Below are 26,261 nucleotides of genomic sequence, written 5' to 3' on the forward strand. Positions count from 1 at the left end.
CCTTGAACGATAGCGCCCACGCTGCTCCCCCTTCCACCCTGCTCGATGTCGCCCGCCAGGCCGGCGTGTCGCCCAGCACCGTCTCGCGCATCCTGAACGGCACGGCCAGGGTCTCCGATGACAAGCGCGACGCCGTGCTGGCGGCCATTGCGCACATGAAATTCGCGCCGAACCAGATGGCGCAGGGCTTGAAAAAGGGCCGCTCGATGACCATCGGCATCGTGGTGCAGGATATTTCCAGCCCCTTCTTCGATGAAAGCCTGCGCGGCGTCGACGATGGGCTGAAGGACACGGGCTATGCCTCCGTCATCGTCAGCGGGCACTGGAATGCGCAGGAAGAAGCGGACCGCATCCGTCTGCTGCTGGCGCGAAAGGTCGACGGCATCATCCTGCTGTCGGGGCGCATCTCGGACGAGAGCGTGCTCGATTTCTCGCAGCAGCGGCCCATCGTCTCGACGGGCCGCCTGCTGGCAACGAAAAGCGCCATCGGCTTCAAGCTCGACAACGAATACGGTGCCTACCTGGCCGTGCGCCACTTGATCGAACTGGGCCACCGGCGCATCGCCTTCGTGGCCGGGCCCGCCAACAACACGGATGCGGCCGAGCGCCTGACGGGCTACCAACGCGCGCTGCGCGAAGCAGACATCGCCATCGACCCGAAACTGATGGCGGAAGGCGATTTCCACGAGGCAAGCGGGATGCTGGCCATGAACCACTTGTTTGATACGCAGCAGCAATTCAGCGCCGTCTTCGCCGCCAACGACCTGTCCGCCTATGGAGTGCGCCTGTGTTTGTACCGCAAGGGCATCCGCGTGCCCGACGATATCTCGCTCGTCGGCTTCGATGACTTGCCCGGCTCGTCCTACACGACGCCGCCGCTGACGACCATCCACCAGCCCCTGTACGACATCGGCCGCATCGCCACGGAAGCGCTGCTGGGGCTGATCAATGGCGAAGCCGTGCAGGCGGCGATACCTCCTCTGGAACTGATCGTCAGGGAAACTACCCGACGTGTTCGCTAGGTCTGACGCTGAACGAGAATCACTACGCCACCCGCATCCGCGACGCGTGGCGGAATCTGCAGCAATGGCGCATCCGCTTTACAATAGTGGCTCGTTCAGCAAGAATGCCTGCTTCAAGCAAGCTTGGCTCAACCCTCCGGCCGCAGGCCGGTAGACTCCGAATACTCACCATAAAGGGACATCACATGGAACATACTCTGCCACCACTGCCGTATGAAATGGACGCTCTGGCGCCGCATATTTCGAAAGAAACCCTGGAATACCACTATGCCAAGCATCACCAGGCGTATGTCACCAACTTGAACAACCTGATCAAGGGTACCGAGTTCGAGAACCTGTCGCTGGAAGAGATCATCAAGAAATCGTCGGGCGGCATCTTCAACAATGCGGCGCAAGTATGGAACCACACCTTCTACTGGAACGGCATGAAGCCGGCCGGCGGCGGCGCGCCTGCGGGTGCCGTGGCTGACGCGATCAACGCCAAATGGTCGTCGTTCGACAAGTTCAAGGAAGAATTCACCAAATCGTGCGTGGGCAACTTCGGTTCGGGCTGGACCTGGCTGGTGCAAAAAGCCGACGGTTCCGTCGACATCGTCAACACCTCGAACGCCGGCTGCCCGCTGACCACCGGCGACAAGCCGCTGCTGACCTGCGACGTGTGGGAACACGCCTACTACATCGACTACCGCAACCTGCGCGCCAAGTACGTGGAAACGTTCTGGGGCCTGGTCAACTGGGACTTCGTTGCCAAGAACTTCGCGTAAGCGGTCCTTGTCAACGTAGGGCGAAAAAAGCCTGCGCCATCCCGCGCAGGTTTTTTTTCGCCTGCTGAAAAGCAGGGCGCTGCGCTACAATCACTGCCCTGCCACCGCCATCTTCCTCTGCACCGATGTCCGCTCGCCTGCTGCGCCGCCTGTTGATGTTGCCCCTGCTGGCGTGCCACCTGCACGCATGCGCGGCCGCCCCCCTGCTGTCCGACTACACCCACAATGCCTGGGGTGCCTTGCAAGGCGCGCCCGTCGACGTGCTCAAATTCGCCCAGGGCAAGGATGGCTGGCTGTGGATCGCCACGGCCACCGGCTTGTACCGCTACGATGGCGTGCGCTTCGACCGCGTCGACAGCGTGTACGGGCACCGCCTGCCATCGAGCAATGTGCTGGGCCTGGCCACGCCGCCGGACGGTGCCGTGTGGGTCGGCTACCGTCTCGGCGGCGTCAGCGTCTTTCGCCAGGGTGGCGCGCGCACCTACCGCGAAGCGGACGGCTTGCCGCCGGGCGCCGTGTTCCATATCGAGGCAGCGCCCGACGGCGCCATCTGGGTCGGCACGCGCGATGGCGCGGCGCGCCTGGCGCCCGGCGCGGACCGCTTCGTCGCGCAAGCGGCCAACGTGGGCCTGCCCGACAAGCGCGTGTACCAGATCCTGTTCGGGCGCGATGGCACGCAGTGGATGGGCACCATGCATGGCGTCTTTTTCCGCAAGCCGGGCCAGGCGCGCTTTTCCCATGCCTGGCCGCGCACCATGCTCACCAGCATGGATGAAGCGCCCGATGGCGCCATCTGGGCCGTCGACACGCACAGCAATTACTACCGCGTGCGCACCAGCGCGCCGCGCGGCGATGCGCCCATCCGGCCCGACGCCAGAGGCAACGGCATCCGCTTCGACCGCGCCGGCACCATGTGGCTGATGACACCCGATGGCATCGAACGCAAGTTCGACCCTGCCGGCCCCAGTCTGCCGGCCCAGCGCCTGACGCGCCAGAACGGCATCAGCGGCCCGCTGCCGCAAACGTCGTTCCAGGACCGCGAGGGCAATCTGTGGTTCGGCACCTCGACGGGCCTGGACCGGCTGCGACCGAACCGCCTGCAGACCTTGCCCGTCGCCGTGCCCTTCGACCACCCTGGCATGCTGCCGGGACCCGATGGCGACGTGTGGATCGGCGACTACGTGAGCGACGTGCGCAGCTTTACGGCCGACGGGATGAAAAAAGTGATCTTGAAAGGGGCGCTGGCGGCCAGCCACTGGGCGCCCGACGGCACGCTGTGGCTGGGCAACGAGCAGGAGCTGCACCATCGCGCACGCGACGGCACGATGACGCGCGTGACAGCGCCCGTGCAAGGACTCGATCCGCAGGCGCTGCAGCAGGACCGCTCGGGCGCCCTGTGGGCCTCGTTTTCCGGCGGCGGCCTGTTTCGCCTGAGCGAAGGAAAATGGATCGCGAACGGCGGCCTGTCCGGCCTGCCGGCGGTGCTGACCACGGCCATGGCGATCGATGGCGCCGGCACCGTCTGGCTGGGCCATGCCGACAATACGGTCAGCCTGGTGGCCGACGGCCAGCGCGCGGGCGCCGTCAGGCGGCTCGGCGCGGCCGAGGGCCTGCAGGTGGGCACCGTGCTGCAGCTGTACCGCGATGGCGACGCGATATGGGCCGGCGGCGAAAACGGCGTGGCCCTGTACCGCGCCGGGCGCTTCCACACCTTGCGCGGCGCGCGCGGCGCGGCGTTTCGCGGCGTGTCGGGCATCGTGCGCCTGCCGGACGGCGACCTGTGGCTGCATGGCGCGGACGGCATCGACCATATCGGCGCCGCCAGCCTGGCCGCGTGGATGCGGGACGGCAGCGCCGTCGTCTCGGAACACTTCGACGCGCTCGACGGCTTGCAGGGCCATGCCTCGCAGCTGCGCCCCGTGCCTTCTCTGATCCATGCGCCCGATGGCAAGCTGTGGTTCTCCACCTCGGCCACCATCGCCATGCTCGACCCGCTGCATATCCGCCGCAATCGCCTGCCGCCGCCCGTGCAGATCCACAGCTTGCTGGCCAATGGCGCGCGTTACGCGCTCGACGATGGCAAGCCGCTGCAGCTGCCGCAAGGCAGCAAGACCCTGCAGATCGGCTTCACGGCGCTGAGCCTGTCGATGCCGGAACGCGTGCGCCTGCGCTACCGGCTGGCGGGCGTGGACGCCGGCTGGCAAGAGGCGGTCGGGCGCCGCGAGGCGTACTACACCAACCTGGCACCGGGCAGCTACCGCTTCGACGTCACGGCCGCCAACGAAGACGGCGTGTGGAACACGCAGGGAGCCAAGCTCGACATCGTCATCGCGCCCGCCTTCGTGCAGACGCCGTGGTTCGTCGTGCTGCTGGCGCTGGGCGCCGCGCTGCTGCTGTACGGCGGCTATGTGCTGCGCATCCGCCATCTGACGCGCAACATGCAGGAACGGCTGCAGGAACGCTTGCAGGAGCGGCTGGCCGAACGCTCGCGCATCGCCCGCTCGCTGCACGACACCCTGCTGCAAAGCGTGCAGGGCCTGATCCTGTCGTTCCATGCGCATGCGGACATGCTGCCCAAGGGCACGCGCGAACGGGCGCGCCTCGACGGCACCCTCAACCTGGCCGACCAGCTGCTGATCGAAGGCCGCGACCAGATCATGGATTTGCGCGCCTCGGCCGAACCGGACGAACTGCGGCTGGCGCTGCAGCAATTCGGCAAGGGCCTGGCCGAGCACCGCGCGCACGCCTTCACCGTGCACGTCAGCGGCAGCTGCCGGCGCCTGCAGCCGCGCGTGCATGACGAGGTCTATGCCATCGCGCGCGAAGCGCTGTTCAACGCCTCGCGCTATGCCGAGGCGGCAAACATCGTGCTGGAACTCGACTATGCGGAGCAGGCATTCACCCTGCGCGTGCGCGACGACGGCTGCGGTCTCGATGACGCCGTGGCGCAAACGGGCCAGCGGCCCGGCCACTGGGGCCTGGTCGGCATGCGCGAGCGCGCCGCCGGCATCGGGGCCAGCCTGCGCATCGACAGCCGGCCCGGCGCCGGCACGCAGATCGAAGTGAGCGTGCCGGGCCGCCTGGCCTACTGAGGGCGCTGGCGGGGCTGACGGAGCACGCCCGCAAGCGTCCGCGGGCGGGAGAGAAAATGTTATACGATGCGCAAGAGCGCCGTCTTGCTCACCGATCCTGCCCCACCACTTTCTGAAAGCCCGCCATGAAAAAATGCATGCTTGCCCTGCTCGTGTTTGCTTCCGGTTCCGCCTTCGCCAACTCGGCCTGCGACACGCCGCGCAACGACTTCGACGGCCTGTATTGCCTCAACAAGGTGTACCAGGAAGCGGACAAGGAACTCAACGCCAACTACAAGACACTCGCCGCCAAGCTCGATGCCGGCGGCAAGCAAAAGCTGAAATCGGGCCAGCTGGCGTGGATCGCCAACCGCAACGACGCCTGCTCCAAACGCGAATCGTCGGGTTTCTATGTGAATCTCGATTGCGCCACCAAGACCACCATCGAACGCGCGCAATTCCTGCAAGACCGCGTGCGCGAATGCGTGAGCGCCGGCTGCCAGAACAGCAAACTGTGATGTAAGTCTGCGCCAGCGCAAACGGGAGCGGGCGGCAAGCGCCCATACTGGCCGCTCCGATGTTTCCCCGTTTGTGCCATGAGCAAACTCATCGATATTTCCCTGGACCGGTGGGACGCCAGCGGCAGCGCCGCGCAGCAGGCGGCGGCGCTGCAGGCACTCGAAGATGGGCAAGTTGTGCTGCTGCCCCGCCTGGGCTTTTCCCTGCAACCGGAAGAGCATGTGCTGCTGAACGGCGCTGTGGGTAGCGCCAGCAGCGCCAAGAACATCAGCTGGGAACCGGCGTGCGGCGTGCGGGGCCACGGCGATGCCTGCGATGCGGCCCTGCTGGCCGCGCTGATGCAACGTTATGCGCAGCACACGCAGCGCTTGCTGGCCGGCTTGCTGCCCGGCTATGTTCCCCATCTGCAGCAAGGCAAGGGCAGCTTTCGCCCCGTGGAAATCGCCGGCCGGGTGACGTCCTGGCGCAAGGACGATACGCGCCTGCACGTCGACAGTTTCCCCTCCTCACCCACGCAGGGCCGGCGCATCCTGCGCGTCTTCACCAACATCGATCCGCGCGGCGCGCCCCGCGTGTGGAAACTGGGCGCGCCGTTCGAACAGGTGGCGCAGCATTTTTTACCCCTTGCAAAGCGTCCGCAACCCGTGCTGGCGGCGCTGCTGCACCGGCTGCGCATCACCAAGTCGCGGCGCACGGCCTACGATCACTACATGCTGCAGCTGCACGACGCCATGAAGGCCGATCTCGATTACCAGGCGCAGGTGGAGCAATACACCCACGCATTCGCGCCGGGCCAGACGTGGATCGTCTTCAGCGACGCCGTATCGCACGCGGCCCTGCGGGGACAGCATGCGCTCGAGCAAACCTGGCTGCTGCCCGTGCGCGCCATGGCCGCCCCCCACAAATCGCCGCTGGCCATCCTCGAGCGCCAGTTGCAGCGGCCGCTGGCCTAGTCTGGCCTGGGCTCGCGCCCCGATAAAAGCGGATTCAGGCCGGCAAGCGGGCCGCCTTGAAGCGCCGCCAGGCCTTGTGCATGCGGCCATCGCTGCCGTCCGCCTGCGCGCGCGCCGCCAGATAGCCGCGCACGAAGGCCGCGTGCAGCCGCAAGCCGTCCTGGGCGGACTGGTCAGCCTCGTCGGCCTCGCCAGCCTGAACTTCGGGCAATTGCTGCAGCAGCTGGTCGGCCACCTGCACATCGTTGAGCCAGCCCAGTTCATCCTGCAAGGCCGACAAGCGTCCCACATACGGTTTCACGGCCCGTCCCGCAAACAGCGAGGCAAAGAATTCCGTCGCATAGCGCGTCTTCTTGGCCGCGATGCGCACTTGATGGCGCTGCTGCGGCGTGGCATGCAGCAGGCGCTTGCCGCGCTTCATCAGGCGCCGCTGGTCCTTGCGCAGGGTGGCGCGGGCAAACGGCGACACGCGCGCATCGAGGCGCCGCAATTGGCGCGCGGAACAGCCGTCGCGCCAGGCGCGCGCCTGCAGCCAGCGTTGCAAGCCCAGCATGCAGGCCGTGTAGCGCGCCGAGGTGACGGCCTGGGCGGCTTGTTGGTGCTTGAGCCGCGCCTGCGCGTGCGCCGCCTGTGCCAGCGCCGCCGCATCGGCCTGCGCCTCGCCATCGAGCTGCGCCAGGGTATTGCCAGCCAACACATCCCAGTCGCGCGCCTCGCCCAGCGCGCCGCCCAGCCAGTCGAGTTCGGCCTTCAAGGCGTCCGGCAAGGCCAGCAGGGACTTGAACATGCCCAGCGCCGAGCGCAAACGGCGCAGTCCCACGCGCATCTGGTGCACGCTTTCCACATCCTCGCCCGCCGCCACCCCATCCTGGTTGCCGCTGACCTGTTCCAGGCAATTGCCGGCGATGGCCACAAACACCTGCTCCACCGACATGGCCGCGTCCAGCGCCAGCGGTTGCGCCTTGACGGCTTGCAAGGGGGTCGATGCCGCCAGGCGGTAACCGCGTTCCGCCTTGCTCATGTGGCCTAGCTGCAGCGGCACGTCCTGCAGCAATGCCAGCGCCACGTCGAACAGGCTGGAAGCTTGCCCCTGCTTCAATTCCAGTTCGACCTCGCTGACGGGCACACTGTATACGGTACCATCGGCACCATCGGCACCATCCGCGCCGCTTTCAATGACACCCTGGTCCAGCACGCATTCGATCTGGTCGCCCTGCGGCGTGCGCAGCTGCCAGACGGTGCGCTCGATGCGCGTGGTAAACACGGGCTGCAAGGCGTCGCGCACGGCGTCCCGGCGCAGCAGCGCGCGGATGGGCTGCTTGCGGCCGATGGCCGAGTCGAGCGCGGCCAGATCCGGCTGCGGCCCCGGCACGTCGCCTTCCCATTCGTGGCGGCTGTGCAGGCCGCCGTTGACGGTGCCGCCCGCCTTCAGCGTTTGCACCCAGCGCCCGTCCACCTGGCGCACGCGCAAGCCCGCATGGTGGCGGCACAGCTGCAAATCGGGCGTATCGACATAGATATCGTGCATCTGCAGCACCTGCGGCGCACCTTGCGCAGTCTGCGCCAGCAGCGGGTGGGCGCGCAGGCGGGGCGCGTCCTGTGGCGCCAGCAGCAATTTCAATTCGATTTCCATGTCCGCTCCTTGCGAGATTCCTGAACGCCCATTGTAAGGCGCGTCCCGCCGCGCGCAAGGCGCACGCACGCACACCTTGATTTTGCGCCAAAATAGGCGATTCATTTACAAGGAGACGCCATGACCTATCACGCCGCCGAGAACCGCTACGACAGCATGCCATACCGCACATGCGGGCGCAGCGGGCTGAAATTGCCGCTGCTGTCCCTGGGACTGTGGCATAACTTTGGCGACAGCAACAATCTGGCTTCGCAGCGCGACATGCTGCGCACGGCCTTCGACCTGGGCATCACGCATTTCGACCTGGCCAATAACTACGGCCCGCCGTATGGCAGCGCGGAAAGCAATTTCGGCAAGCTGCTGCGCGACGATTTTTTACCGTACCGCGATGAGCTGATCATTTCCACCAAGGCGGGCTGGGACATGTGGCCGGGCCCGTACGGCCAGGGCGGCGGTTCGCGCAAATACGTGCTGGCCAGCCTGGACCAGAGCTTGCAACGCCTGGGCCTCGACTACGTCGACATCTTTTACTCGCACCGCTACGACGCCGACACGCCGCTGGAAGAAACCATGGGCGCGCTGGCGACCGCCGTGCAGCAGGGCAAGGCGCTGTACGTGGGCCTGTCGTCGTATTCGCCGCAAAAGACGGCCGAGGCGGCCGCCCTGCTGAAGGAGTGGAAAGTGCCGTGTTTGATCCACCAGCCTGCCTACAATATGCTCAACCGCTGGATCGAGGAAGACGGCTTGCTCGACACGCTGCAAGAACAGGGCATGGGCTGCATCACGTTCACGGCGCTGGCGCAGGGTTTATTGAGCGACAAATACCTGGACGGCGTGCCGCAGGATGCGCGCGTCAACCGCCCCGGCGGCGGTTCGCTGACGCAACAGCACTTGAGCGCGGAAAACCTGGCCCGCGTGCGCGCGCTGAATCAGATCGCCGCGCAGCGGGGCCAGACCCTGGCGCAGATGGCGCTGGCCTGGGTGCTGCGCGATCCGCGCGTCACCTCGACCCTGATCGGCGCGAGCAGCAGCGCGCAAATCCGCGAAAACGTGGCCGCGCTGCAGCAGTTGTCGTTCACGGCCGACGAGCTGGCCGCCATCGACGTGCAGGCGCGCGAAGGCCATATCAATCTGTGGGAAGGCCCGTCGCGGGCCACCTGAGGATCGTCCCGCGCTTGTGGCGGCGGCAGCCAGCAGGTAGACTGCCGCCTCCCACGACATCCGCGACAAGGTTCCATGCAAGCCATCCCTGCCATCACCGTCTGTTTACTGCTTTCCTGTGCGGCCCCTGCCAGCGCGGCCAATTATTGCGACTCGCCGCAATGGTCGATCGTGCATAACAAGAGCTACGACGAGGTCATGCAGATCGCCACGAAGCGCGACAAGATCCGCGACGCCGAATGCAGTTTTACCGATGTGATCCTGCGCATCCAGAACGAGGAGGCCGGCATCGGGCGCTATCCGGGCATCCTGCTCATCGCCGACGCGCAGGATGAACGCTTCGTCGTCACCAGCCGCGTCGGCGCCTACACCATCTTCAGCTACCGCTATAACGACAAGCGCCTGCTGCAGTTTGCCATGAAGGATCACAGCTGGGAGGAAGGCGAAGCGTTCCAGGCCGGCGCCTACAAGATTACCGGCGTCAAGGAGTTCAAGACCATCACGGGCTTTCCCGCCACCTTGCTGGTAGTACAGACTTTCCAGTTTTACGGGCCCAAATAGGGCGGCAGCAGCGCGCCCAGCTCCTGCGCCACTTGCCGGCGCCGCTCGGGCGTGGCGAACACGCCCACCGCCACATGACGGGTAGCATCACACATATCGTTGATGTGTATCAATTGGTGCGGCCCTTGCGGCACTTCGACGCGCGTGCGCCATGGCGAAAAGTGGTGGCGCCGGCAGCGGCCGGCGCTGACCTGTTCGACGATCAGCTCGCCGTCGCGCAGGGCGATGTGTTCATAGTCGCGCGCGTGGCGCAGGTAGTGCAGCAGAGCGGCGGCCACCAGGCCCAGTTCGGCGAACGAAAAGACGGGAATGGTCCAGAGGCCGCGCAGCGCAAAGGCGGCGGCAATGACGAGGGAAAACAGGCATAGCAAGCCATAGGCGCGCAGCAACTGGCGCGCCGTCAAGGCACTGTGGCGCGCGAGCAGCCATTGCGGCTGCTCGCGCGAGTGATCGCGTGGCATGGCGCCTCCCGCACTATCGCTCCATCACCGCGGCGGCCTTCGCCGCCGCCAGGTTCCGCCAGATCGTTCAGCCAGCGTGCGCCCGGGTCAGGCGCCCATCCTCACCAGCGCGTGGCCCACGTGCTGCCACCAGTGATCGCGCGACTTGACCTGTTTCAGGCAAGACGTGTCGATTTCCGTCGGAAACACGCGATCCTGGCACGCCTTCGTTTCCAGGGCATAGCGCTGGTTTTCCGCCGCCGCCAGGGCCACGATCAGCCAGAACGCCAGCGCCAGCAAGACCACCAGCGCACTCCAGGCCAGGTGATTGGTGTTACTTTTTTCGCCAAAAAACTCGCGCGGCCGCGTCTCGCGGTACATCGACATCAAGCCTTTTTCTTTCTCTTCCGACATCTGCGTTTGCATCCTCTGACATCCTATCCTGTGCCGGCCGGCTGGCCATGGCGGCGCGCACGCCGCCTTGCCAGCATTTTACGCTGATGGCGCCAGAACGGCGGCAATTTGCGGCCGGCCGCCGGCATCAGGGGCGCGGCGCTGGCGCCTGGGGAACGCCGGGTTCGCCATCGCCCTCCTCTGCGGGCCGCACGGGCGCCAGGCTTTCCACATGATCGACATCGATATCGCCGCCGTCGGGCGCCGTACTGCGCGGCTCCACGCCGGCCCGTTCGCCCGTGCCGGCCGCATCGCTGTCGTTATCGAGTTCTTCCCCATCCTGGCCGGGCACGCCCTGCATGTCGCTGCCGCTGTCGGAACTGTCGCTGGGACCGAGCGCGCCCTTGCCATGGCCGGAGCCCAGAACGCGGTCGGGCGTGACGGGCAAATTGTCCGGATCGAGTGTGCTGCTGCTCATGGCTGACTCCCGTTAACAAAAAAACCAGCTTACTCTCCTGGCCAGTCCAGTGGCGCACGGCTGCCCGACCTTTTCCGAGGGGCAAATGCGGCGGCGCACAACTATTTTCAGAATTTACTTCACAAATGTACTATTCATTGCTATAGTTAATCCAAGTAAGCATCTTCTCATCCAGAAACTGCTTCATCGGCGGCACGGCGCCCACCAGCGCCATGCCGCCGAACCGACCGGTAAGTGGCGATCCGGCCCATCCACCCAGCCATCATGCACATTTTGGAGTCTTATCATGCAAGCCAAATCACTCATCGCAGCATTGTTTGCCATCACCACCGCCACTTCGGCTTTTGCCCAGAGCGCCGCGCCTGCCGCTGCCAGCCAGCAAATGACGCGCGCTGACGTCACGGCCGAATACATCCGTGCCCGCAACGCCGGCGAAATCGCCACCAGCGAAGTCGACTACCCGAAAACGCCGGCCACCGCCGCCAGCAAAGTGACGCGCGAACAAGTCATGGCCGAGTTCTACGCCGCCCGCAAGGCTGGCCTGATCCCGCAAACGGAAGCGGACTTTGATGTCGCACAAACGGCCAAGCACGTCGTGCAATAAGAAACCAGTCAGCCGGTTTCAGTCAGTAACAACTCAGTTGCGGCGCAGCACTCGGGCCACTCCCGAAGCTCCCCGCGGCGAGCTGTGATACCCCAGCAGCACCCCCAACACTACCTCTCCCGGAGTCCCTGCATGTCCCTGCACCGCCGTTTGCTTGCCGCCAGCCTGATCCTTGCCTTGAGCGCTTGCGCCGACATGGGCCATATCGCGCCGCAATCGGCCATGCTCGACGCCAACAAGCTGCAGGCGAGCCAGGCCATGGATGCGGCCGCCAGCGCCGCCATACAATGGCCGCGCACGCAATGGTGGCAAGACTTGCACGACCCGCAATTGAACCGTTTGATGGACCAGGCGTTGGCCGACAGCCCCACCCTGCGCGGCGCCCAGGCGCGCGTGCGCCAGGCCGAGGCGCTGGCCGGCGCGGCCGAGGACAAGACCCGCCCGCAGGCGGACGCGAACGTCTCCATCAACCGCGAACTGTATTCGCAGCACGGCAGCACGCCGGCGCCGCTGGCCGGCAACTACGCGTGGCGCAACCAGGCCACCGTCACGGCCTCGTACGACCTGGACCTGTGGGGCCGCAACCGCGCCGCCCTGTCCGCCGCCCTGGGCGACGTGCAGATGGCGTCGGCCGAATCGCAGATGGCCCGCCTGGCCCTGGAAACGGCGCTGGTGCGCACCTACATCCAGCTGTCATACGAATTCCAGCTGCAGGACGTGATCGAGCGCAGCCTGGCGCAGCGCGCCCGCATCCTCGACATCACGCGCCAGCGCAAGGCGGCCGGCATCGGCACGGACATTGACGTGGCGCAAATCGAAACCACCTTGCCGGCCGGCCGGCGCCAGCTGGAGCAGTCGGCCGAGTCGCTGGCCCTGCTGCGCAACCAGCTGGCGGCCCTGGCGGGCAAGGGGCCGGCGGCCGGCGCGGCGCTCACGCGCCCCGTGCTGCGCCTGGACCAGCCGCTGGCCATTCCCGCCGCCCTGCCCGCCGACCTGATCGGCCGACGTCCCGACATCGCCGCCCAGCGCTGGCGAGTGGAAGCGGCGGCGCAGCGCATCGACGCGGCCAAGGCCGAGTTTTACCCTAACGTCAACCTGGTGGCGTTCGCCGGCTTCCAGGCCTTCGGTTTCAGCCACTTTCTCGACGCCAACTCAGAGGTCCGCGGCGCCTCTCCCGCGCTGAGCCTGCCCATCTTTGCCGGCGCCCGCCTGCGCGCCCAGCTGGGCAGCCAGACGGCCGTGTACGACGGTGCCGTGGAGCAGTACAACGCCACCGTCATCAATGCCATGTCGGATGTGGCCAACGCCGTCACCCGCGCACAGTCGCTGGCCAAACAGCATCAGCTGACCGTGCAGGCGCTGGCCACGGCGCAGCGCGCGCGCGACCTGGCGGAAAAAGCCTACAAGGCGGGCATGAGCGACGCCATCGCCATGCTCAACACGCAAGTGGCGCTGCTGGCGGAAGAACAGCAGCAGGCGCAAAATGGGGCGCGCGAGCTCGATCTGTACGTTTCCTTGATGAATGCATTAGGAGGCGGCATCTAAGCTTGCAATCCTGGCATTGCCCTAGCCCAACAAGATACAATCGGAACTTTATTCACACATGAAGGAATATGACATGACCGCTTTTGACGCCACCTCCAAGCGGCTGCAAAACATCCGCACGCGCATGCCAGGCTTCCCCATGGAACTGATGCGCCTGCTGCGCATGACGTACCACATCCAAAAAGGCATGAAGGACCTGACCAATGCCGCACTGAAAAAGCACGACCTGGTCGATGCCAGCTACATGGTGCTGGCCGTGCTGTACGGCACGGACGACGAAACCTCGAACGCCTGCACCCTGGGCATGGCGTGCCATGAAAAGCCGGCCAACCTGACGCGCGTGTGCAACGACCTGGAAACGCGCGGCCTGATCCACCGCGGCACGCGCCCCGGCGACCGCCGCTCCGTGATGATCTCGCTGACCGACAAGGGCCGCGCGCTGATCGAAACGGCGCTGCCCGACGTGTACCAGGAAACCTCGGCCCTGTACGACGGGTTCACGGAAGAAGAGCTGCAAGTGCTCGACAAGCTGTACATGCGCCAGCTGCGCAACCTGAACAATCTCAACAACCAGAACTGATAGCCTATCGATGACGCCAGCCACAGCAACAAAACCCACATATGGCCCCCTGAACCGGGCGGCCCACTGGCTGGCGATGGCGCTGCAGGACTGGCGCGCGACGGAAGGCGAACGCTGGATCTACGTCGGCAAGACTCTCATCGCCGCGTTCTGCGCGCTGTGGCTGGCCTACCGCCTGGGCCTCGATTCGCCGAGCACGGCGATGACCACCACCATCATCCTGGCCCTGCCCAGCAGCGGCATGGTGCTGGAAAAAAGCTTTTACCGCCTGTGCGGCACTCTGCTCGGCTGCACGGCAGCGCTGACCCTGATCGGCCTGTTCCCGCAGCAGCCCGTGCTGCTGTTCGCCGGCCTGGCCCTGTGGGTGGGCCTGTGCACGAGCGGCTCGGCCCTGCACCGCAACGCCCAGTCCTACGTGTACGTGCTGGCCGGCTACACGGCCTGCATGATCGTGCTGCCCGCCATCGAACAGCCGATGCAGGTGTTCTCGCTGGCCGTCACGCGCGTGGCTGAAGTGGGCCTGGGCATCATCTGCTCGGCCGCCGTCTCCAGCGTGCTGCTGCCGCGCCACCAGGGCACGCAGGTGATGCGCACGGTGCAGGCGCGCTACGGCAAATTCCTCGCCTTCTGCCATGACGTGCTGCAGCAAAAGCTCACGCCGGCCCAGGTGGAACTGACGCATCTGCAGTTTGCCGCCGACGTGGCGGCGCTGGAACTGGGGCGCTCGGCTGCGCTGTTCGAAGTCACCAGCAAAGTGAGCCACGTGCGCGCGCAAAACCGCAAGCTGCACGCCTTCAACGCCACCTTCATGACGGCGCTGACCACCTTCTATACCTTCCACCGTCTGTTCGACCGCCTGCAGCGCGATGGCGAAACCCAGGTCATGCAGGTCTGCGCACCCCTGTACGCCATCGTCGCCGAGGCGCTGCAGACGACGCCTTCGCAAGACTCGCTCGACACCATGCAGCGGCATCTGCAGACGGCGCTGGCGCAGGCGCGCGCGGACATCGACGGCGCGGCCATCGCGCATGCGCAGCGCATCGATTTCGACACCGTCTGCGAGCTGCTCGAGCGCTTCGCGCGCGACATGAGCCGCTTTCACGAAGTGTATTTCAGCCTCGTGCACGACACGCCGCTCGACGTGAGCACGCCGCAGGCATATGCGCCGAAGACGCCGCCCGCGCTGGTGCTCGCCAGCGGCGCGCGCGCCGGCATCAGCCTGGCCCTGCTGGCGCTGGGCGCCTACTTCCTCGCCTGGCCCTACGCCAGCACGGCGATGCTGATGGCGGCCGTGTTCTGCGCGCTGGCCTCGTCCTCGCCGCGCCCCATCCTGATGATCCGGCAAGTGCTGACGGGTTTTTTGATCGCCATGCCCCTGTCGCTCGTCTGCGTGTACTTCGTGCTGGTGCACGGCGACGGCTTCCCCATGCTGGTACTCAGCTTTGCGCCCTTCCTCGCCGTCGGCCTGTACCTGATGACGAATCCCGCCAAGCTGGGCGTGGGCCTGGGCGTGTCGACCTTCATCACGCAGATGGCGCCGACGAATCTGATGCACGTCGACGGCGCGGCCTTTTTGAACACGGGCATGGCGCTGATCGTCGGCCTGATGCTGGCCGCCCTCGTGTTTGCCGTGCTGCTGCCCGAACATACGATGGGGCACAAGGACCACATCGGCCCGGCCCTGTGGCGCGAAGCGCTGCAGGCGTGCACGGCCCCGGCGCGACGAGTCAAGCACCGCTTCGACAACCGCGTGCGCGACCTGCTCAGCCAGCTCAATGCGGCGGCCGGGCCGGCGCCGGGCGAGGCCACGCGCGCCGTCGTGCGCCAGGCCCTGACCCTGCTGGAGATCGGCCATTCCGTGATCGAATTGCGCGAACTGATCGCGACCGCCCGCCCGGGCGCCACGCGCCATGCGCTGCAGCAGTGCGTGGACGGCATCGCCGCCTGGCTGCGCACGCGCGGCGATGCGCAACTGCAGGCGGCGCTGGCGGCCACCCTGCAGGCGGGCGCCGTGGTGCGCGCGGCGCAAGCGGAAGCGGAAGCGACAGCCGAACGCAGCGCACGGTTGCAGACGGCCTTGGCCGACCTGCATTCGATCTACACCTCATTACTCGACCACATGGCGCCTGGCGCCGGAGACCACCATGCCGCGTGAATTCGCCCTGTTCGGAATTCTGATTCCTACCCTGCTGCCCCTGTTCATCCTCAGCATCGGCCTGCAAACCCTGCTCGACCGCGTGCTGGGCTGGCTGGGCGTGTACCGCATGGTATGGCACCCGTCGCTGGCGCGGCTGTGCATCTTCATCGCCATCTTCGGCGCGCTGGCTCTATCGCTTTACAAATAAAAAAAACTGTTCAACCCAATCAAGGAAAGGCTGCCGACATGGTAAGCAAACTGACACGCTATGCAATCACCCTGCTGCTCTTGGCAGCAGCCCTGTGGATAGGCAAGACCGTCTGGGACCGCTACATGGAGTCGCCGTGGACGCGCGACGGCCGCATCAAGGCCGACATCGTCAACATCAGCGCCGACGTGGCCGGCACCGTCACGGACGTGCTGGTGCGCGACAACCAGGTGGTGCAAAAAGGCGACGTGCTGTTCGTCGTCGACAAGGAACGCTATGCGAGCGCACTGGCCCAGGCCGACGCCGTGCTGGCCGCGCAAAAAACGGAAATGGGCCGCCGCGGCAAGGAAGCGCAGCGCCGCGCAGGCCTCGACGCCAGCATCATCTCGACGGAAAGCCGCGAAAGCGCGGCCTACGCCGCCAGCTCGGCCTCGTCGCAAGTGCAGGCCGCCGTGGCCGCGCGCGCGCTGGCGCAACTGAACCTGGAACGCACCACCGTGCGCGCCCCCGTCAGCGGCTACGTGACGAACCTGAACGTGCACAAGGGCGATTTCGCCGCCGTCGGCGCGCCCAAGCTGGCCGTCATCGACAGCGCCTCGTACTACGTCGTCGGCTACTTCGAAGAGACCAAGCTGGGCATGCTGGCGCAGGACGACAAGGCGGAAATGAATTTGATGAGCGGCGGCACCCTGCACGGCCACATCGAGAGCATCGCGCGCGGCATCACCGACCGCGACGCCGCCACGGGCCGCGAACTGCTGGCCGACGTCAATCCCACCTTCAACTGGGTGCGCCTGGCGCAGCGCGTGCCCGTGCGCATCCACATAGATGAACAAGACAGGAATCAGGTCCTGGTAGCCGGCACCACCTGCACCGTGGTGATCACGCCCCATTCGGCACCGGCGCCGAAACCAGCGGCGGCGCACCCGGCATGATGCGCGGCGGCGCCGGACGCCTGGCGGAAATCGCCCTGTTCCTCGACGCTGCGGTGCTGGGCAGCTTTTCCGCGGCCGGCCGCAAGCACGGCCTGTCGCCGGCCGCCGCCAGCGCCGCCATCGCGCGCCTGGAAACGGCGCTGGGCGCCACCCTGTTCGAGCGCACCACGCGTCAGCTGCGCCTGACGGCAGAAGGTTTGCACTACCGCCAGTACAGCGAACAGGCGCTGGACTTGCTGGCGCAGGCCGAAGACGGCTTGCACGCGGGCGGCGGCGCCGTCCGCGGCGTGGTACGCATCTCGGCGCCGTCCGACATCGGCCGCCAGCTGCTGCTGCCCATGCTCGACCGCTTTGCCGCGCTGCACCCGCAGCTGCGCCATGCGCTGACCCTGACGGACATGACGGCCAATCTGGTGCAGGACGATATCGACCTGGCCATCCGCTACGGCGAGCTGCCCGACAGCGACATGGTGGCGCGCCTGCTGCACCGGGGACGGCGCGTCGTGTGCGTGGCGCCCGCGCTGGCCGCCAAGGTGGGCGTGCCGGCCGCGCCGCGCGACCTGGCACAGCTGCCCACGCTCGTGCTCACGGCCGGCGACGGCGCGCCGCAGGAATGGCGCTATCGCGAAAACGGCAAGCGCCACAGCCTGCGCCTGCCGGGGGACTGGCACAGCAACGACGGCGAAATCATCCGCCGCTGGGCCGTGGCCGGCCATGGCTACGCCTACAAATCGCTGCTCGACATCGGCGACGACCTGCGCGCGGGGCGCTTGCAGACGGTGCTCGACGATTATTTTGCCGACAGCGTCCCCCTGAACCTGCTGTACCGGCGCAGCCGCTTCCAGCCGCCGCGCGTCGCCCTGCTGGCCGACTTCCTCGTGCAGCAATTCGCCGCGCTGCAAGCCTGACGGCCGCCCTTACTGCGGCAGCACGCCCAGCTGGCGCAGCAAGGTCAGGTTGTCTTCCAGGTGCCAGTTATCGCTGATGCGCCCTTGCGCATTGACACGGTACAGATCAAACGCATGGAAATCGATGGCCTGGCCCTGCCCCTGCAAGGGTCCCTGCGGCGTAGGGAAGACACCCGTGAAGCGGCCCGTGAAATGCAGGCGCAAAGTCACCCGGTCGCCCGCCACCAGCATCTCCTCGATGGCCACCTTCAAGTCCGGCACGGCCGCGTGGAACACCTGCGACGCCTGCAGCGGGCCGGCCAATCCCTGCGGGCGGCCGGCAGGCAAGGTGCGGTCCGTAAAATCATCGGCCAGCGCCAGGCGCGCCACGGCCGGGTCGCCGCTTTCCCAGAACGCGGCATAGCGGCGCGCGGCCAGCGCCACCGCGGCGTCGGCTTGCGCGCCGGACAAATGGGCGGGCATGGGCAGATTGATGGCGGAATGGGCTGGCGCGGCGGCCAGCAGGGACAGGGCCAGGATGGCGGGAGCAAAAGTGGACATGGTGGTTCCAAATGAGTTGATCGGCGTGCATATGGCACACCGCCATTCTGGACTCGCTTGTCCTGCTTGATAATTGGCCCCGCACTTGAAGCAATTGCTTGCAAGAGTTGAAAATAAGTTGAAAATGCGTTGAAAATCAGCGCCCGCCCGCCACGTCGAGGATGCTGCCCGTCACATACGTCGCCCCTGGCCCCAGCAGGTACAGGATGGCGTCGGCGATTTCTTCCGGCTGGCCGCCGCGCTGCATGGGCACGCACGATGCCAGGCGCGCCACCCTGCCCGGTTCGCCGCCCGAGGCGTGGATGTCCGTGTAGATGATGCCGGGCCGCACGCCGTTGACGCGGATGCCTTCGGCCGCCACTTCCTTCGCCAAGCCCAGGGTCAGGGTATCGACGGCGCCTTTCGAGGCAGCGTAATCGATGTATTCGTCCGGAGAACCGATGCGCGCCGCCACCGACGAGACATTCACGATGCGTCCGCCCTGCCCGCCGCTCGCCGTCGACATGCGCCGCACGGCCTGCTGGCAGCACAAAAAGTAACTGATCACGTTGGTGCGCAGCACGCGTTCGAGGCGCTGGGCGGACATGTCGATCAGCCGGCATTTCTGCTCCAGCACGCCCACATTGTTGACCAGCGCCGTGAGCGTGCCCAGGCGCGCATCGACTTCATCGAACAGGCGCGCCACGTCCGCTTCCTCGCTGACGTCGGCCTGCACGGCGATGGCCTCGCCGCCCTCCGCCACGATGCGCGCGCACAGTTCCCCGGCCGCCTGCGCATCGCGCACATAGTTGACGCAGACGGCATAGCCCTGGCGCGCCGCCAGCAGCGCCGTCGCCGCACCGATGCCGCGGCTGCTGCCCGTAATCAGGATCACTTCCTTCATTGTCCCTCCTTGGTGGTTGTCACATCATCATACGCGGACGAAAAAAAACCCGCGCAAGGCGGGTTTTTCTGGCAGGCGCATTCAATTTCGGAAATGCGTCATGGCGTAAGTCAGGTGCTGCCACCAGTGATCGCGCGTCTGCACGGACGCCAGGCATTTCGCATCGACCTCGTTCTTGAACGCGGGGTCCACGCAAGCCTTGCTGGCCAGCGCATTGCGCTGGTTTTCCACGTTGACGATGGCAATCGACAACCACGCCACGAGGGCGAGGGCCAGCACGCACAGGGTCCAGGGCAGCTGTTTCATGGTGTTCTCCAGTGTTACTTCTTCGCTGGCGCGGGAGCGCGCTCTTTCAGGACGCGCGCCACCAGTTCATCCATCACGCGCAAGGTCGCCGCCTGGGTCTGCGGCTCGGACTGGCCCGGACGCGACAACTGCGCCGGCGACGTCACGAAACGGCCGTCGATGACGATGGTCGGCGCGCTGTCGATCTTGCTGGCCGCGATCAGCTGCTCGTTGCGTTTCAGCTTGGTCTGCACGCCGAACGAATTGAACATGTCCAGGTATTTCGCCTTGTCGATGCCGTTCTTCACCAGCAGGTCGAGGATGGCGTCATCGCGGTTCAGGCGGTTGCGCTCGACGTGGATGGCGCGGAAGATCTTGTCGTGGAACTGGTCCAGCTGGCCCATCGCTTCCAGGGTGGCATAGGCGTGCGCCTGCGGATCCTTCGGGCCGGAGAAGGCCAGGTGGATGCGGCGGAAGGCGATCTTGTCGCCCTGCTTCTTGACCCAGTCGTGCATCAGCGGATCGAGCGCGTAGCAATGCGGGCACGAGTACATGAAGTACTCGACCACTTCCACCTTCTTGCCCGTGTCCGTGCGCACTGGCGTCGGGAGCGTGGTAAAGCCGGTATCGGCCGCCATGGCGCCGCCGGTGGCCGCCACCAGGGTGACGGCGGCAAGCAGGGGACGCAAGAAACGCAGAAAACGCATAATAATCCTTCATCATAAGTGGTCGTGAACGGGGCGAGATTACCACTTTTTGCGCCGGGCGATGAAGCCCGGGCGGAAAAAAGGCGCTTTTGCGCGCTCCGTTTGCGCCCGATTAAGCCGCTCTTAAGCGCCGCCGTGCCCGTGCCTCAGAAATGGTAGCGCGCGGCCACGCGCAACTGGCGCGCATCGTTGAGGTAAATGCTGGAGCGGCAGCCCGGCGCATCGCCGTAATGGCGGCGGTTGGCCAGGTTGCTGCCGGCCAGCTCCAGCTCCCACGCGCCCAGCTTGCGCACGTAACGCCCGTCCACGGTGGCAAACGCAGGCACTTGCGCCAGGCAGCTGCCGGCGAAATCGGGGCCGTAACGCAGGGCACGCAGCCATTGCACGCCCACGTCGGCACTGGCGCCGCGCTGCCCCGTCCAGTACAGGCGCAGGCTGGCCAGGGTTTTCGGCACGAGGGCGATGTCCGGGCCGTCATAGGCGTAATCGTCATAGCGCGCATGCACCTGGCGCAGCTGAGCGTCGAGGCGCCAGTCGCGCGCCAGCGCCATGCCGGCCTCGATGGCGATGCCTGCGCGGCGCGAGGGGTCGAGGTTGCCCGCAAAGCCCAGCTGGCCCAGGTTCTGGTCGAAGACGATCTGGTTGCTCAGGCGCTCGCTGAACACGCGCACGGAAGCGCTGCGCGCCGCGTCGCCGAAGGTGGCACCCACTTCCATTTCGCGCCGCAGCTGCCCCGCCAGGGGACGGTAGCCGGCGCGGGTATAGCCATCGTCATCGATGCGGTAGCTGCGCGCGGCCCTGGCGTACACGCTCAGCTGCGGGCGCAGCTGCAGGCTGCCCTGCAAGTCCCACGCATTCTGGTTTTCCCAGTCGCTGCCGCTGGCGGGCATGTCGGCCGGGTCGAGCTGGAACTGTTCATGCCGCAGCCCCAGCAGCAGGCGCGGCGCATACAGGCCGCCGAAGGCCAGCTCTTCGCGCAGCAACAGCGCGCGCGAGTACTGGCGGCGCTGCGCATCGCCCGCGCGTCCCGAGCGCCGCTGCCACTGCATCAGGTCCAGGCCCACTTCCGTGTCCGTGCCCACGCCAGCCACCTTGCCGTAATGGCGCAGGCGCGGCGCCAGCTGGCGGCGGCGGCTGCTGTACGTCGATTCGATGCTGCCGTCCTCGCCCGCATAGTGGGCCGTGGCGCGCTTTTCCCGCTGCGACAGTTCCACGCCCAGCTCGAAACTGCCCACATAGCGCTGCACGAAGGTGCTGGCGCGCCGCACCTCATAGCGGTACAGGTCTTCCGGGCGGGCCGCCAGCAAGGCCAGGAACGGCGCTTCGGGCGCGGGATAGCGGGTGTCCTGGTTCAGCTGGTCGGCGCTGAAGCCGAAGCGGCCCTGGCGCAGCTTCCATTCCGCGCCGCCGTTGAAGCCGCGCTGGTGAAACACGCTGCCATCGCGGTAATTGCCATTGCGCAGGCCATCGATGGCCACGTCGAGCGACATGCCGCCCTGGTCGCGCGACAGGGCGCCGCGCATGCTGTGCTGGCCGCCCTGCGCCAGTTCGGCGGACAAGTCGCCGTGCGTGACGCCGGCCGCGCCACCATCCGCGCCGTCCTGCGCGCACGCAGGCATGGCCAGGGCGCACAAGAGCAAGATGCGCGCGGCGATGGTCAGGGCGGAAGGGGCAGGCATCATGGCGGAAAGCTGGGTGCGCTACCTGGGCGCGAACGCACGGTAGTAGGAGGATGGCAAAAGCGAATCATTATACGCACGGCGCGCGGCGCCGCAACAGCGGGCTGGGCTGCCAGCATAATTCATTGCTTATTTGTAATTTTTACAGGTATATTAACGAGAGCGTCCGGCGATCCTGGGCGCAGCCGACCGCATTTGAAAATCAACAAGTCACTGTGGGAGTCACGCATGGAAAGTCGTAGCACGCCGCGCCGCCGCATTGTCCCCCTCCCGGGCAAGTTCAAAGCCCTTGCCATCGCCGCCCTGCTGCTGGCCGGCCTGGCCCTGCAGGCCGATCTGTTCGCCCAGCCGGACCAGGGCAAGCCGGCCAGCGCGCCCATGCCGCCGGCGCCGTCGGCCGACGGCATCGCCCTCGCTTCGCCGCATGCGGCCGCCGTCACCACGCCCAGCGCCAGCCACGCCTGGGGCGGCGCACGCACGGGCGCGCAAGCGCCCCTGTCGGACCGCGTGGTCGACTACCAGATCGAAGCGACGCTCGATCCCGTCAAGCACACGATAGACGGCCGGCAGAAACTGCGCTGGCGCAACCGCAGCGCGCAAGCCGTCAGCAGCGTGTACCTGCACCTGTACCTGAACGCGTTCGAGGGCGAGCATTCGACCTTCTTTACCGAGAAGCGCAAGTTCGATACGGGCTTTCGCTCGGGCGTCGGCACGCGCGACGGCGAGTGGGGCTACATGGAACTGCGCAGCGTGACGCAGAACGGAGCCACGGCGCCCTGGCATTTCGTCCAGCCCGACAACGGCCCGGCCACCGACCGCACCGTGGTGCGCGTCGACTTGCCGCAGGCCGTCGCGCCAGGCGCCGAGACGACGCTCGACATGCGCTTCTTCGACCAGCTGCCGCGCGTCATCGCGCGCACCGGCTATTTCGGCAGCTTCCACCTGGTGGGCCAGTGGTTCCCGAAGATCGCCGTGCTGGAACTGCCCGGCGAACGGGGCGCCACCGCGCCGCGCTGGAACGCGCATGAATTTCACCTCAATTCGGAGTTCTACGCCGACTTCGGCCGCTACGACGTGAAGCTGACCGTGCCCAGGGAGTACACGGTGGGCGCCACCGGTGAATTGCAGGGCGCGCCGCAGGAGAAAAACGGCATGCTCACGCACCACTATGTGCAGGGCGACGTGCACGATTTCGCCTGGACGGCCGACAAGCGCAGCGCAGCGCCATTGACGGGCAGCTGGAGCGGCCCTGGCAGCCCGCCCGTGGTCATCAAGGTGCTGTACCCGCCCGAGTATGCGTCGAACGCGGCCCCCGCGCTGCAGGCGGCGAAAGACTCGCTGACATATTTCTCGCGTACCCTGGGACCGTATCCGTACAAGACCCTGACGGTGGTGATCCCGCCGTTCAATGCGGCCGAAGCGGGGGGCATGGAATACCCGACCTTCATCACGGCCTCGAGCTTCGCCAGCCTGCAGCCGAAGACCCTGGCCGGATTCGGCCTCGACTTCGTCACCATCCACGAATTCGGCCATGGCTATTTCTACGGCATCCTGGCCTCGAACGAATTCGAGGAACCGATCCTCGACGAAGGCTTGAACGAGTACTGGGACCAGCGCATGCTGCGCGCGCGCGGCCAGGACATCCACGCCACCACGCCCCTGCTCAAGCGCCTGGGCTTCGCTCCCGCCTTCAAGGTCTTCGAGGCCGAACGCATGGCCGCGCCACGCGAGGATGCGGCCGACCCGCTGGGCCAGAATGCGTGGGACCGCCTGCAGGGCGTGGGGCCTGTCTACAGCCGCACGGCCACCACCTTGCGCGACCTGGAAGCGCGCATCGGCAGCAAGGCCATGGAACGGGGCTTCAAGGCCTATTACGAACAGTGGAAATTCCGCCACCCCAGCGTGGCCGACCTGCGCGAAGCGCTGGCCGAGGCGACGGGCCAGCGGCGCATCGTGGAACAGGTCTTCGCGCAGCAAGTCCATGCCAGCGCGAATATCGACGACCGCATCGGCAGCTTCACTAGCGAAGAGCAGACGCCGCTGGCCGGCCTGGCGCTGGTGAACGGCAAGCGCGTGGAACGCACGCCCGAGGCGCTGGAAAAAGAAGAGGACAAGGTGCGCGCGGCATGGGACAAGGCGCACCCGGACGCCAAGCCCGGCACGGGACCGTATCCCTATCTGACCAGCGTGGTGCTGCGCCGCCGCGGCGCGCCCGTGCCGCAGGTACTGCTGGTGAAATTCGCCGACGGCAGTTCCGAACGCGTGGTGTGGGACAACGAGCAGCTGTGGCAGCGCTACACCTGGAGCAAGCCCGTGAAGGCCGTCTCGGCCGAACTCGATCCCGACCGCGTGCACTACCTCGACGTCAACAAGCTCGATGACAGCCGCACCCTGAAAGCCGATACGTCCGCCGCGCGGCGCTGGAGCCTCGATATCGCCGCCGCCTTCCAATACCTGCTTTCCCTGATCGCCATCGTATGAGCGCCACTTCCACGCCACGGGCCAGCGGCCTGACCCTGACCACGCGCGCCAGCCGCGCCGCCCTGCAATGGCGCTTGCTGCTGCTGTGGGCCGGCCTGCTGCTGATCCCGACCATCGTTGCCGTCATTCCCGTCTGGCGCACCTTGAGCGCCAGCCTCGACCAGGCCGTGCATGCGGCAGCGCTGGCACAGCGGCTCGACCTGATGACGTTGGCCGACCTGGCCGCCAATGCCAGCCGCAACGGGGCCGCCATCAGCCAGGCCGCCATCGCCGCCATCGTCCTGACCCTGCTGCTGTCGCCGCTGCTGAGCGGCCTGGTGGTGACGGCCGCGCGCGCCCCTGCGCCGCCCGGCTTCGGTGCCCTGCTGACGGGCGCCTTCAGCGAATACGGCCGCATGCTGCGCATGCTGTTGTGGAGCATCGTACCGCTGGGCGTGGCGCTGGCGATCGGCGCCGGCGCGCTGAAACTGGCCGACAAGCATGCGGCGACAGCCATCCTGGAAGCCGACGCCGACCTGGCCCGTCACCTGGCCTTGCTGCTCGCGGGCGTGCTGTTCCTGCTGGCCTGCGCCACGCTCGACGCGGGCCGCGCGGCGCTGGCCGTCGACCGGCGCCGCACCTCGGCCGTCAAGGCCTGGTGGCGCGGGCTCGGCATGCTGCGCCGGCGTCCGCTGGCCTGCCTGGCCATCTACCTCGTCATCACCGTGCTGGGACTGGCCCTGTATGCGCTGCTGGGCGTGGCACGGCTGAACCTGGCCGGCCCCGGTCCGCTGGCCATCGCGGCCGGCTTGCTGGTCACGCAGCTGGCGGCGCTGGCGCTGGCGTGGATGCGCAGCGCGCGCCTGTTCGCGCTGATCGACGTCAGGCGTTCAATCGCCTAGTCAGGCCCCCAGGCGCCCTTCATCGGCCAGGAAGTCGATGAAGGTGCGCACCTTCGAGGACAGGTAGCGGCGGCTCGTATAGACGGCGTACACCTTGCCGCCCGCCAGCTTGAAATCGTCGAAGAGGCGCACCAGCCGCCCCGCCGCCAGGTCGTCATCCGTTTGCCACGACGGCAGCAGGGCGATGCCCATGCCGTCGAGCGCGGCCGCGTGCAGCAGGCTTTCGTTATTGCATTGCAGCACGGGCGTAAACGTCACCGTCTCGCGTCCCTGCGGCCCGTCGAAGGCCAGCTCATTGCCGTTCGCCAACAAGGAATAGCTGATCATGGCGTGCTGCGTGAGGTCTTGCGGCAGCTGCGGCCGGCCCGCGCGCGCCAGGTAGGCGGGCGCGGCCACCAGGTGAAAGGCGATGCTGCCGATGGGCCGCGCGATCAGGGCCGGCGACGGCGCCTGGCTCACGCGCAGGGCCAGGTCGAAACCTTCTTCCACCAGGTTGACCACTCTTCCGCTCAAATCGATGTCGAACGTGACTTCCGGGAAGCGCTTGCGGTAAGCCACCAGGGTGCGCGTAAAGATGGCGTTGGCGAACCAGACGGGGGCGCTCAGGCGCAGCATGCCGCGCGGCACCACCGTCGTGCGGCCTACCGTCGCTTCCACTTCGTCGAGGTTGTCGAGCATCTCGCGGCACTGTTCGAAGTACACCTTGCCGATTTCCGTCAGGCTCAGGTGGCGGCTGCTGCGGTTCAGCAGGCGCGCGCCCAAGTGGCGTTCCAGGTGCATCACGTGCTTGCTGACCATGGCCGGCGACAGATCGAGGCGCTCGCTGGCCCGCACGAAACTGTCCAGTTCCACCACGGCGCGAAACACGCGCATGCTGCGCAAGGTATCCATGC

The 26,261-nt window shown here is 66.7% G+C and carries 26 protein-coding genes; 16 read left to right on the forward strand and 10 right to left on the reverse strand.

The window, feature by feature from the left end; genetic code table 11:
• Nucleotides 1-2: 2 nt before the first annotated feature.
• The 5 genes from AC1RBA_RS15265 (at nt 3) to kdoO (ending at nt 6,329) form a co-directional block, all read left to right on the forward strand.
• A complete protein-coding gene (locus AC1RBA_RS15265) occupies nt 3-1,022 on the forward strand; it encodes a LacI family DNA-binding transcriptional regulator (RefSeq protein ID WP_070312070.1) in 1,020 nt (339 codons plus the stop codon).
• Nucleotides 1,023-1,207: 185 nt separating this feature from the next.
• Nucleotides 1,208-1,786, forward strand: coding sequence for a superoxide dismutase (locus AC1RBA_RS15270; protein WP_034751750.1), 579 nt, complete (start codon nt 1,208-1,210; stop codon nt 1,784-1,786).
• 125 nt (nt 1,787-1,911) lie between these two features.
• Nucleotides 1,912-4,878 carry a sensor histidine kinase gene (locus AC1RBA_RS15275; protein ID WP_492418920.1) on the forward strand — a complete coding sequence of 989 codons (2,967 nt, stop codon included), beginning with the start codon at nt 1,912-1,914 and terminating at the stop codon, nt 4,876-4,878.
• A gap of 137 nt (nt 4,879-5,015) precedes the next feature.
• Nucleotides 5,016-5,375 (forward strand): lysozyme inhibitor LprI family protein, encoded by a 360-nt coding sequence (locus AC1RBA_RS15280; protein ID WP_230503927.1) that lies wholly within the window; start codon nt 5,016-5,018, stop codon nt 5,373-5,375.
• A 78-nt stretch (nt 5,376-5,453) separates the two neighbouring features.
• Entirely contained in the window at nt 5,454-6,329 is an 876-nt protein-coding gene (gene kdoO, locus AC1RBA_RS15285; protein ID WP_492418923.1) for a Kdo hydroxylase KdoO, read from the forward strand.
• A 34-nt stretch (nt 6,330-6,363) separates the two neighbouring features.
• Here kdoO and AC1RBA_RS15290 read toward each other — a convergent pair whose 3' ends face one another.
• The gene (locus AC1RBA_RS15290; RefSeq protein ID WP_492418924.1) at nt 6,364-7,962 is read right to left on the reverse strand and encodes a CYTH and CHAD domain-containing protein; all 1,599 of its coding nucleotides are present in this window, start codon (nt 7,960-7,962) and stop codon (nt 6,364-6,366) included.
• A 120-nt stretch (nt 7,963-8,082) separates the two neighbouring features.
• Between AC1RBA_RS15290 and mgrA the strand changes: the two genes are divergently transcribed.
• Together mgrA and AC1RBA_RS15300 are read left to right on the forward strand one after the other, a co-directional pair.
• Nucleotides 8,083-9,123: an L-glyceraldehyde 3-phosphate reductase gene (mgrA, locus tag AC1RBA_RS15295; protein WP_070224627.1), complete on the forward strand. Its 1,041-nt coding sequence runs from the start codon at nt 8,083-8,085 to the stop codon at nt 9,121-9,123.
• Nucleotides 9,124-9,198: 75 nt separating this feature from the next.
• Nucleotides 9,199-9,684, forward strand: a complete 486-nt coding sequence (locus AC1RBA_RS15300) for a hypothetical protein (RefSeq protein WP_492418926.1) — start codon at nt 9,199-9,201, stop codon at nt 9,682-9,684.
• Here the strand turns inward: AC1RBA_RS15300 and AC1RBA_RS15305 are convergent.
• The 3 genes from AC1RBA_RS15305 to AC1RBA_RS15315 form a co-directional block, all read right to left on the reverse strand.
• Nucleotides 9,669-10,145: a DUF2244 domain-containing protein gene (locus AC1RBA_RS15305; RefSeq protein ID WP_409026982.1), complete on the reverse strand. Its 477-nt coding sequence runs from the start codon at nt 10,143-10,145 to the stop codon at nt 9,669-9,671. The genes AC1RBA_RS15300 and AC1RBA_RS15305 overlap by 16 nt on opposite strands.
• A gap of 87 nt (nt 10,146-10,232) precedes the next feature.
• The gene (locus tag AC1RBA_RS15310) at nt 10,233-10,550 is read right to left on the reverse strand and encodes a hypothetical protein (protein ID WP_070224630.1); all 318 of its coding nucleotides are present in this window, start codon (nt 10,548-10,550) and stop codon (nt 10,233-10,235) included.
• Between the two features lie 115 nt (nt 10,551-10,665).
• A complete protein-coding gene (locus tag AC1RBA_RS15315) occupies nt 10,666-10,995 on the reverse strand; it encodes a hypothetical protein (protein WP_409026984.1) in 330 nt (109 codons plus the stop codon).
• Between the two features lie 286 nt (nt 10,996-11,281).
• On the opposite strand from AC1RBA_RS15315, the gene AC1RBA_RS15320 reads away from it, so the two are divergent.
• The 7 genes from AC1RBA_RS15320 (at nt 11,282) to AC1RBA_RS15350 (ending at nt 17,912) form a co-directional block, all read left to right on the forward strand.
• Nucleotides 11,282-11,599 (forward strand): DUF4148 domain-containing protein, encoded by a 318-nt coding sequence (locus AC1RBA_RS15320; RefSeq protein WP_492418928.1) that lies wholly within the window; start codon nt 11,282-11,284, stop codon nt 11,597-11,599.
• Nucleotides 11,600-11,731: 132 nt separating this feature from the next.
• A complete protein-coding gene (locus AC1RBA_RS15325; protein ID WP_070224632.1) occupies nt 11,732-13,144 on the forward strand; it encodes an efflux transporter outer membrane subunit in 1,413 nt (470 codons plus the stop codon).
• A 73-nt stretch (nt 13,145-13,217) separates the two neighbouring features.
• On the forward strand, nt 13,218-13,724 hold the full coding sequence (locus AC1RBA_RS15330) for a MarR family winged helix-turn-helix transcriptional regulator (RefSeq protein WP_070224646.1): 507 nt from the start codon (nt 13,218-13,220) through the stop codon (nt 13,722-13,724).
• A 10-nt stretch (nt 13,725-13,734) separates the two neighbouring features.
• On the forward strand, nt 13,735-15,879 hold the full coding sequence (locus AC1RBA_RS15335) for an FUSC family protein (protein WP_070289577.1): 2,145 nt from the start codon (nt 13,735-13,737) through the stop codon (nt 15,877-15,879).
• On the forward strand, nt 15,869-16,069 hold the full coding sequence (locus AC1RBA_RS15340; protein WP_070224633.1) for a DUF1656 domain-containing protein: 201 nt from the start codon (nt 15,869-15,871) through the stop codon (nt 16,067-16,069). The genes AC1RBA_RS15335 and AC1RBA_RS15340 overlap by 11 nt, the downstream gene beginning before the upstream one ends.
• 38 nt (nt 16,070-16,107) lie before the next feature.
• Nucleotides 16,108-17,004, forward strand: coding sequence for an efflux RND transporter periplasmic adaptor subunit (locus tag AC1RBA_RS15345; protein ID WP_070289576.1), 897 nt, complete (start codon nt 16,108-16,110; stop codon nt 17,002-17,004).
• Nucleotides 17,001-17,912, forward strand: a complete 912-nt coding sequence (locus AC1RBA_RS15350) for a LysR family transcriptional regulator (protein WP_254679499.1) — start codon at nt 17,001-17,003, stop codon at nt 17,910-17,912. Before AC1RBA_RS15345 ends, AC1RBA_RS15350 begins: the two co-directional genes overlap by 4 nt.
• 9 nt (nt 17,913-17,921) lie before the next feature.
• Here AC1RBA_RS15350 and AC1RBA_RS15355 read toward each other — a convergent pair whose 3' ends face one another.
• From AC1RBA_RS15355 to AC1RBA_RS15375, 5 genes are all read right to left on the reverse strand, one after another.
• Entirely contained in the window at nt 17,922-18,452 is a 531-nt protein-coding gene (locus AC1RBA_RS15355; protein ID WP_492418931.1) for an ester cyclase, read from the reverse strand.
• A 136-nt stretch (nt 18,453-18,588) separates the two neighbouring features.
• A complete protein-coding gene (locus AC1RBA_RS15360) occupies nt 18,589-19,335 on the reverse strand; it encodes an SDR family oxidoreductase (RefSeq protein WP_492418932.1) in 747 nt (248 codons plus the stop codon).
• Nucleotides 19,336-19,416: 81 nt separating this feature from the next.
• The gene (locus AC1RBA_RS15365) at nt 19,417-19,641 is read right to left on the reverse strand and encodes a hypothetical protein (RefSeq protein ID WP_492418934.1); all 225 of its coding nucleotides are present in this window, start codon (nt 19,639-19,641) and stop codon (nt 19,417-19,419) included.
• 14 nt (nt 19,642-19,655) lie between these two features.
• Nucleotides 19,656-20,327, reverse strand: coding sequence for a thiol:disulfide interchange protein DsbA/DsbL (locus AC1RBA_RS15370; RefSeq protein WP_070219418.1), 672 nt, complete (start codon nt 20,325-20,327; stop codon nt 19,656-19,658).
• 146 nt (nt 20,328-20,473) lie between these two features.
• On the reverse strand, nt 20,474-22,009 hold the full coding sequence (locus AC1RBA_RS15375; protein WP_492418936.1) for a TonB-dependent receptor domain-containing protein: 1,536 nt from the start codon (nt 22,007-22,009) through the stop codon (nt 20,474-20,476).
• Between the two features lie 225 nt (nt 22,010-22,234).
• Here AC1RBA_RS15375 and AC1RBA_RS15380 point away from each other — a divergent pair, with 225 nt between their 5' ends.
• Together AC1RBA_RS15380 and AC1RBA_RS15385 are read left to right on the forward strand one after the other, a co-directional pair.
• Nucleotides 22,235-24,487, forward strand: a complete 2,253-nt coding sequence (locus tag AC1RBA_RS15380; RefSeq protein WP_492418938.1) for a M1 family metallopeptidase — start codon at nt 22,235-22,237, stop codon at nt 24,485-24,487.
• A complete protein-coding gene (locus AC1RBA_RS15385) occupies nt 24,484-25,368 on the forward strand; it encodes a hypothetical protein (protein WP_492418940.1) in 885 nt (294 codons plus the stop codon). Before AC1RBA_RS15380 ends, AC1RBA_RS15385 begins: the two co-directional genes overlap by 4 nt.
• Here the strand turns inward: AC1RBA_RS15385 and AC1RBA_RS15390 are convergent, their stop codons facing one another.
• Nucleotides 25,369-26,259 carry a LysR family transcriptional regulator gene (locus AC1RBA_RS15390; protein WP_492418942.1) on the reverse strand — a complete coding sequence of 297 codons (891 nt, stop codon included), beginning with the start codon at nt 26,257-26,259 and terminating at the stop codon, nt 25,369-25,371.
• Between the last annotated feature and the right edge of the window lie 2 nt (nt 26,260-26,261).

Source organism: Janthinobacterium sp. GW823-FHT03B06 (genome assembly GCF_058796955.1).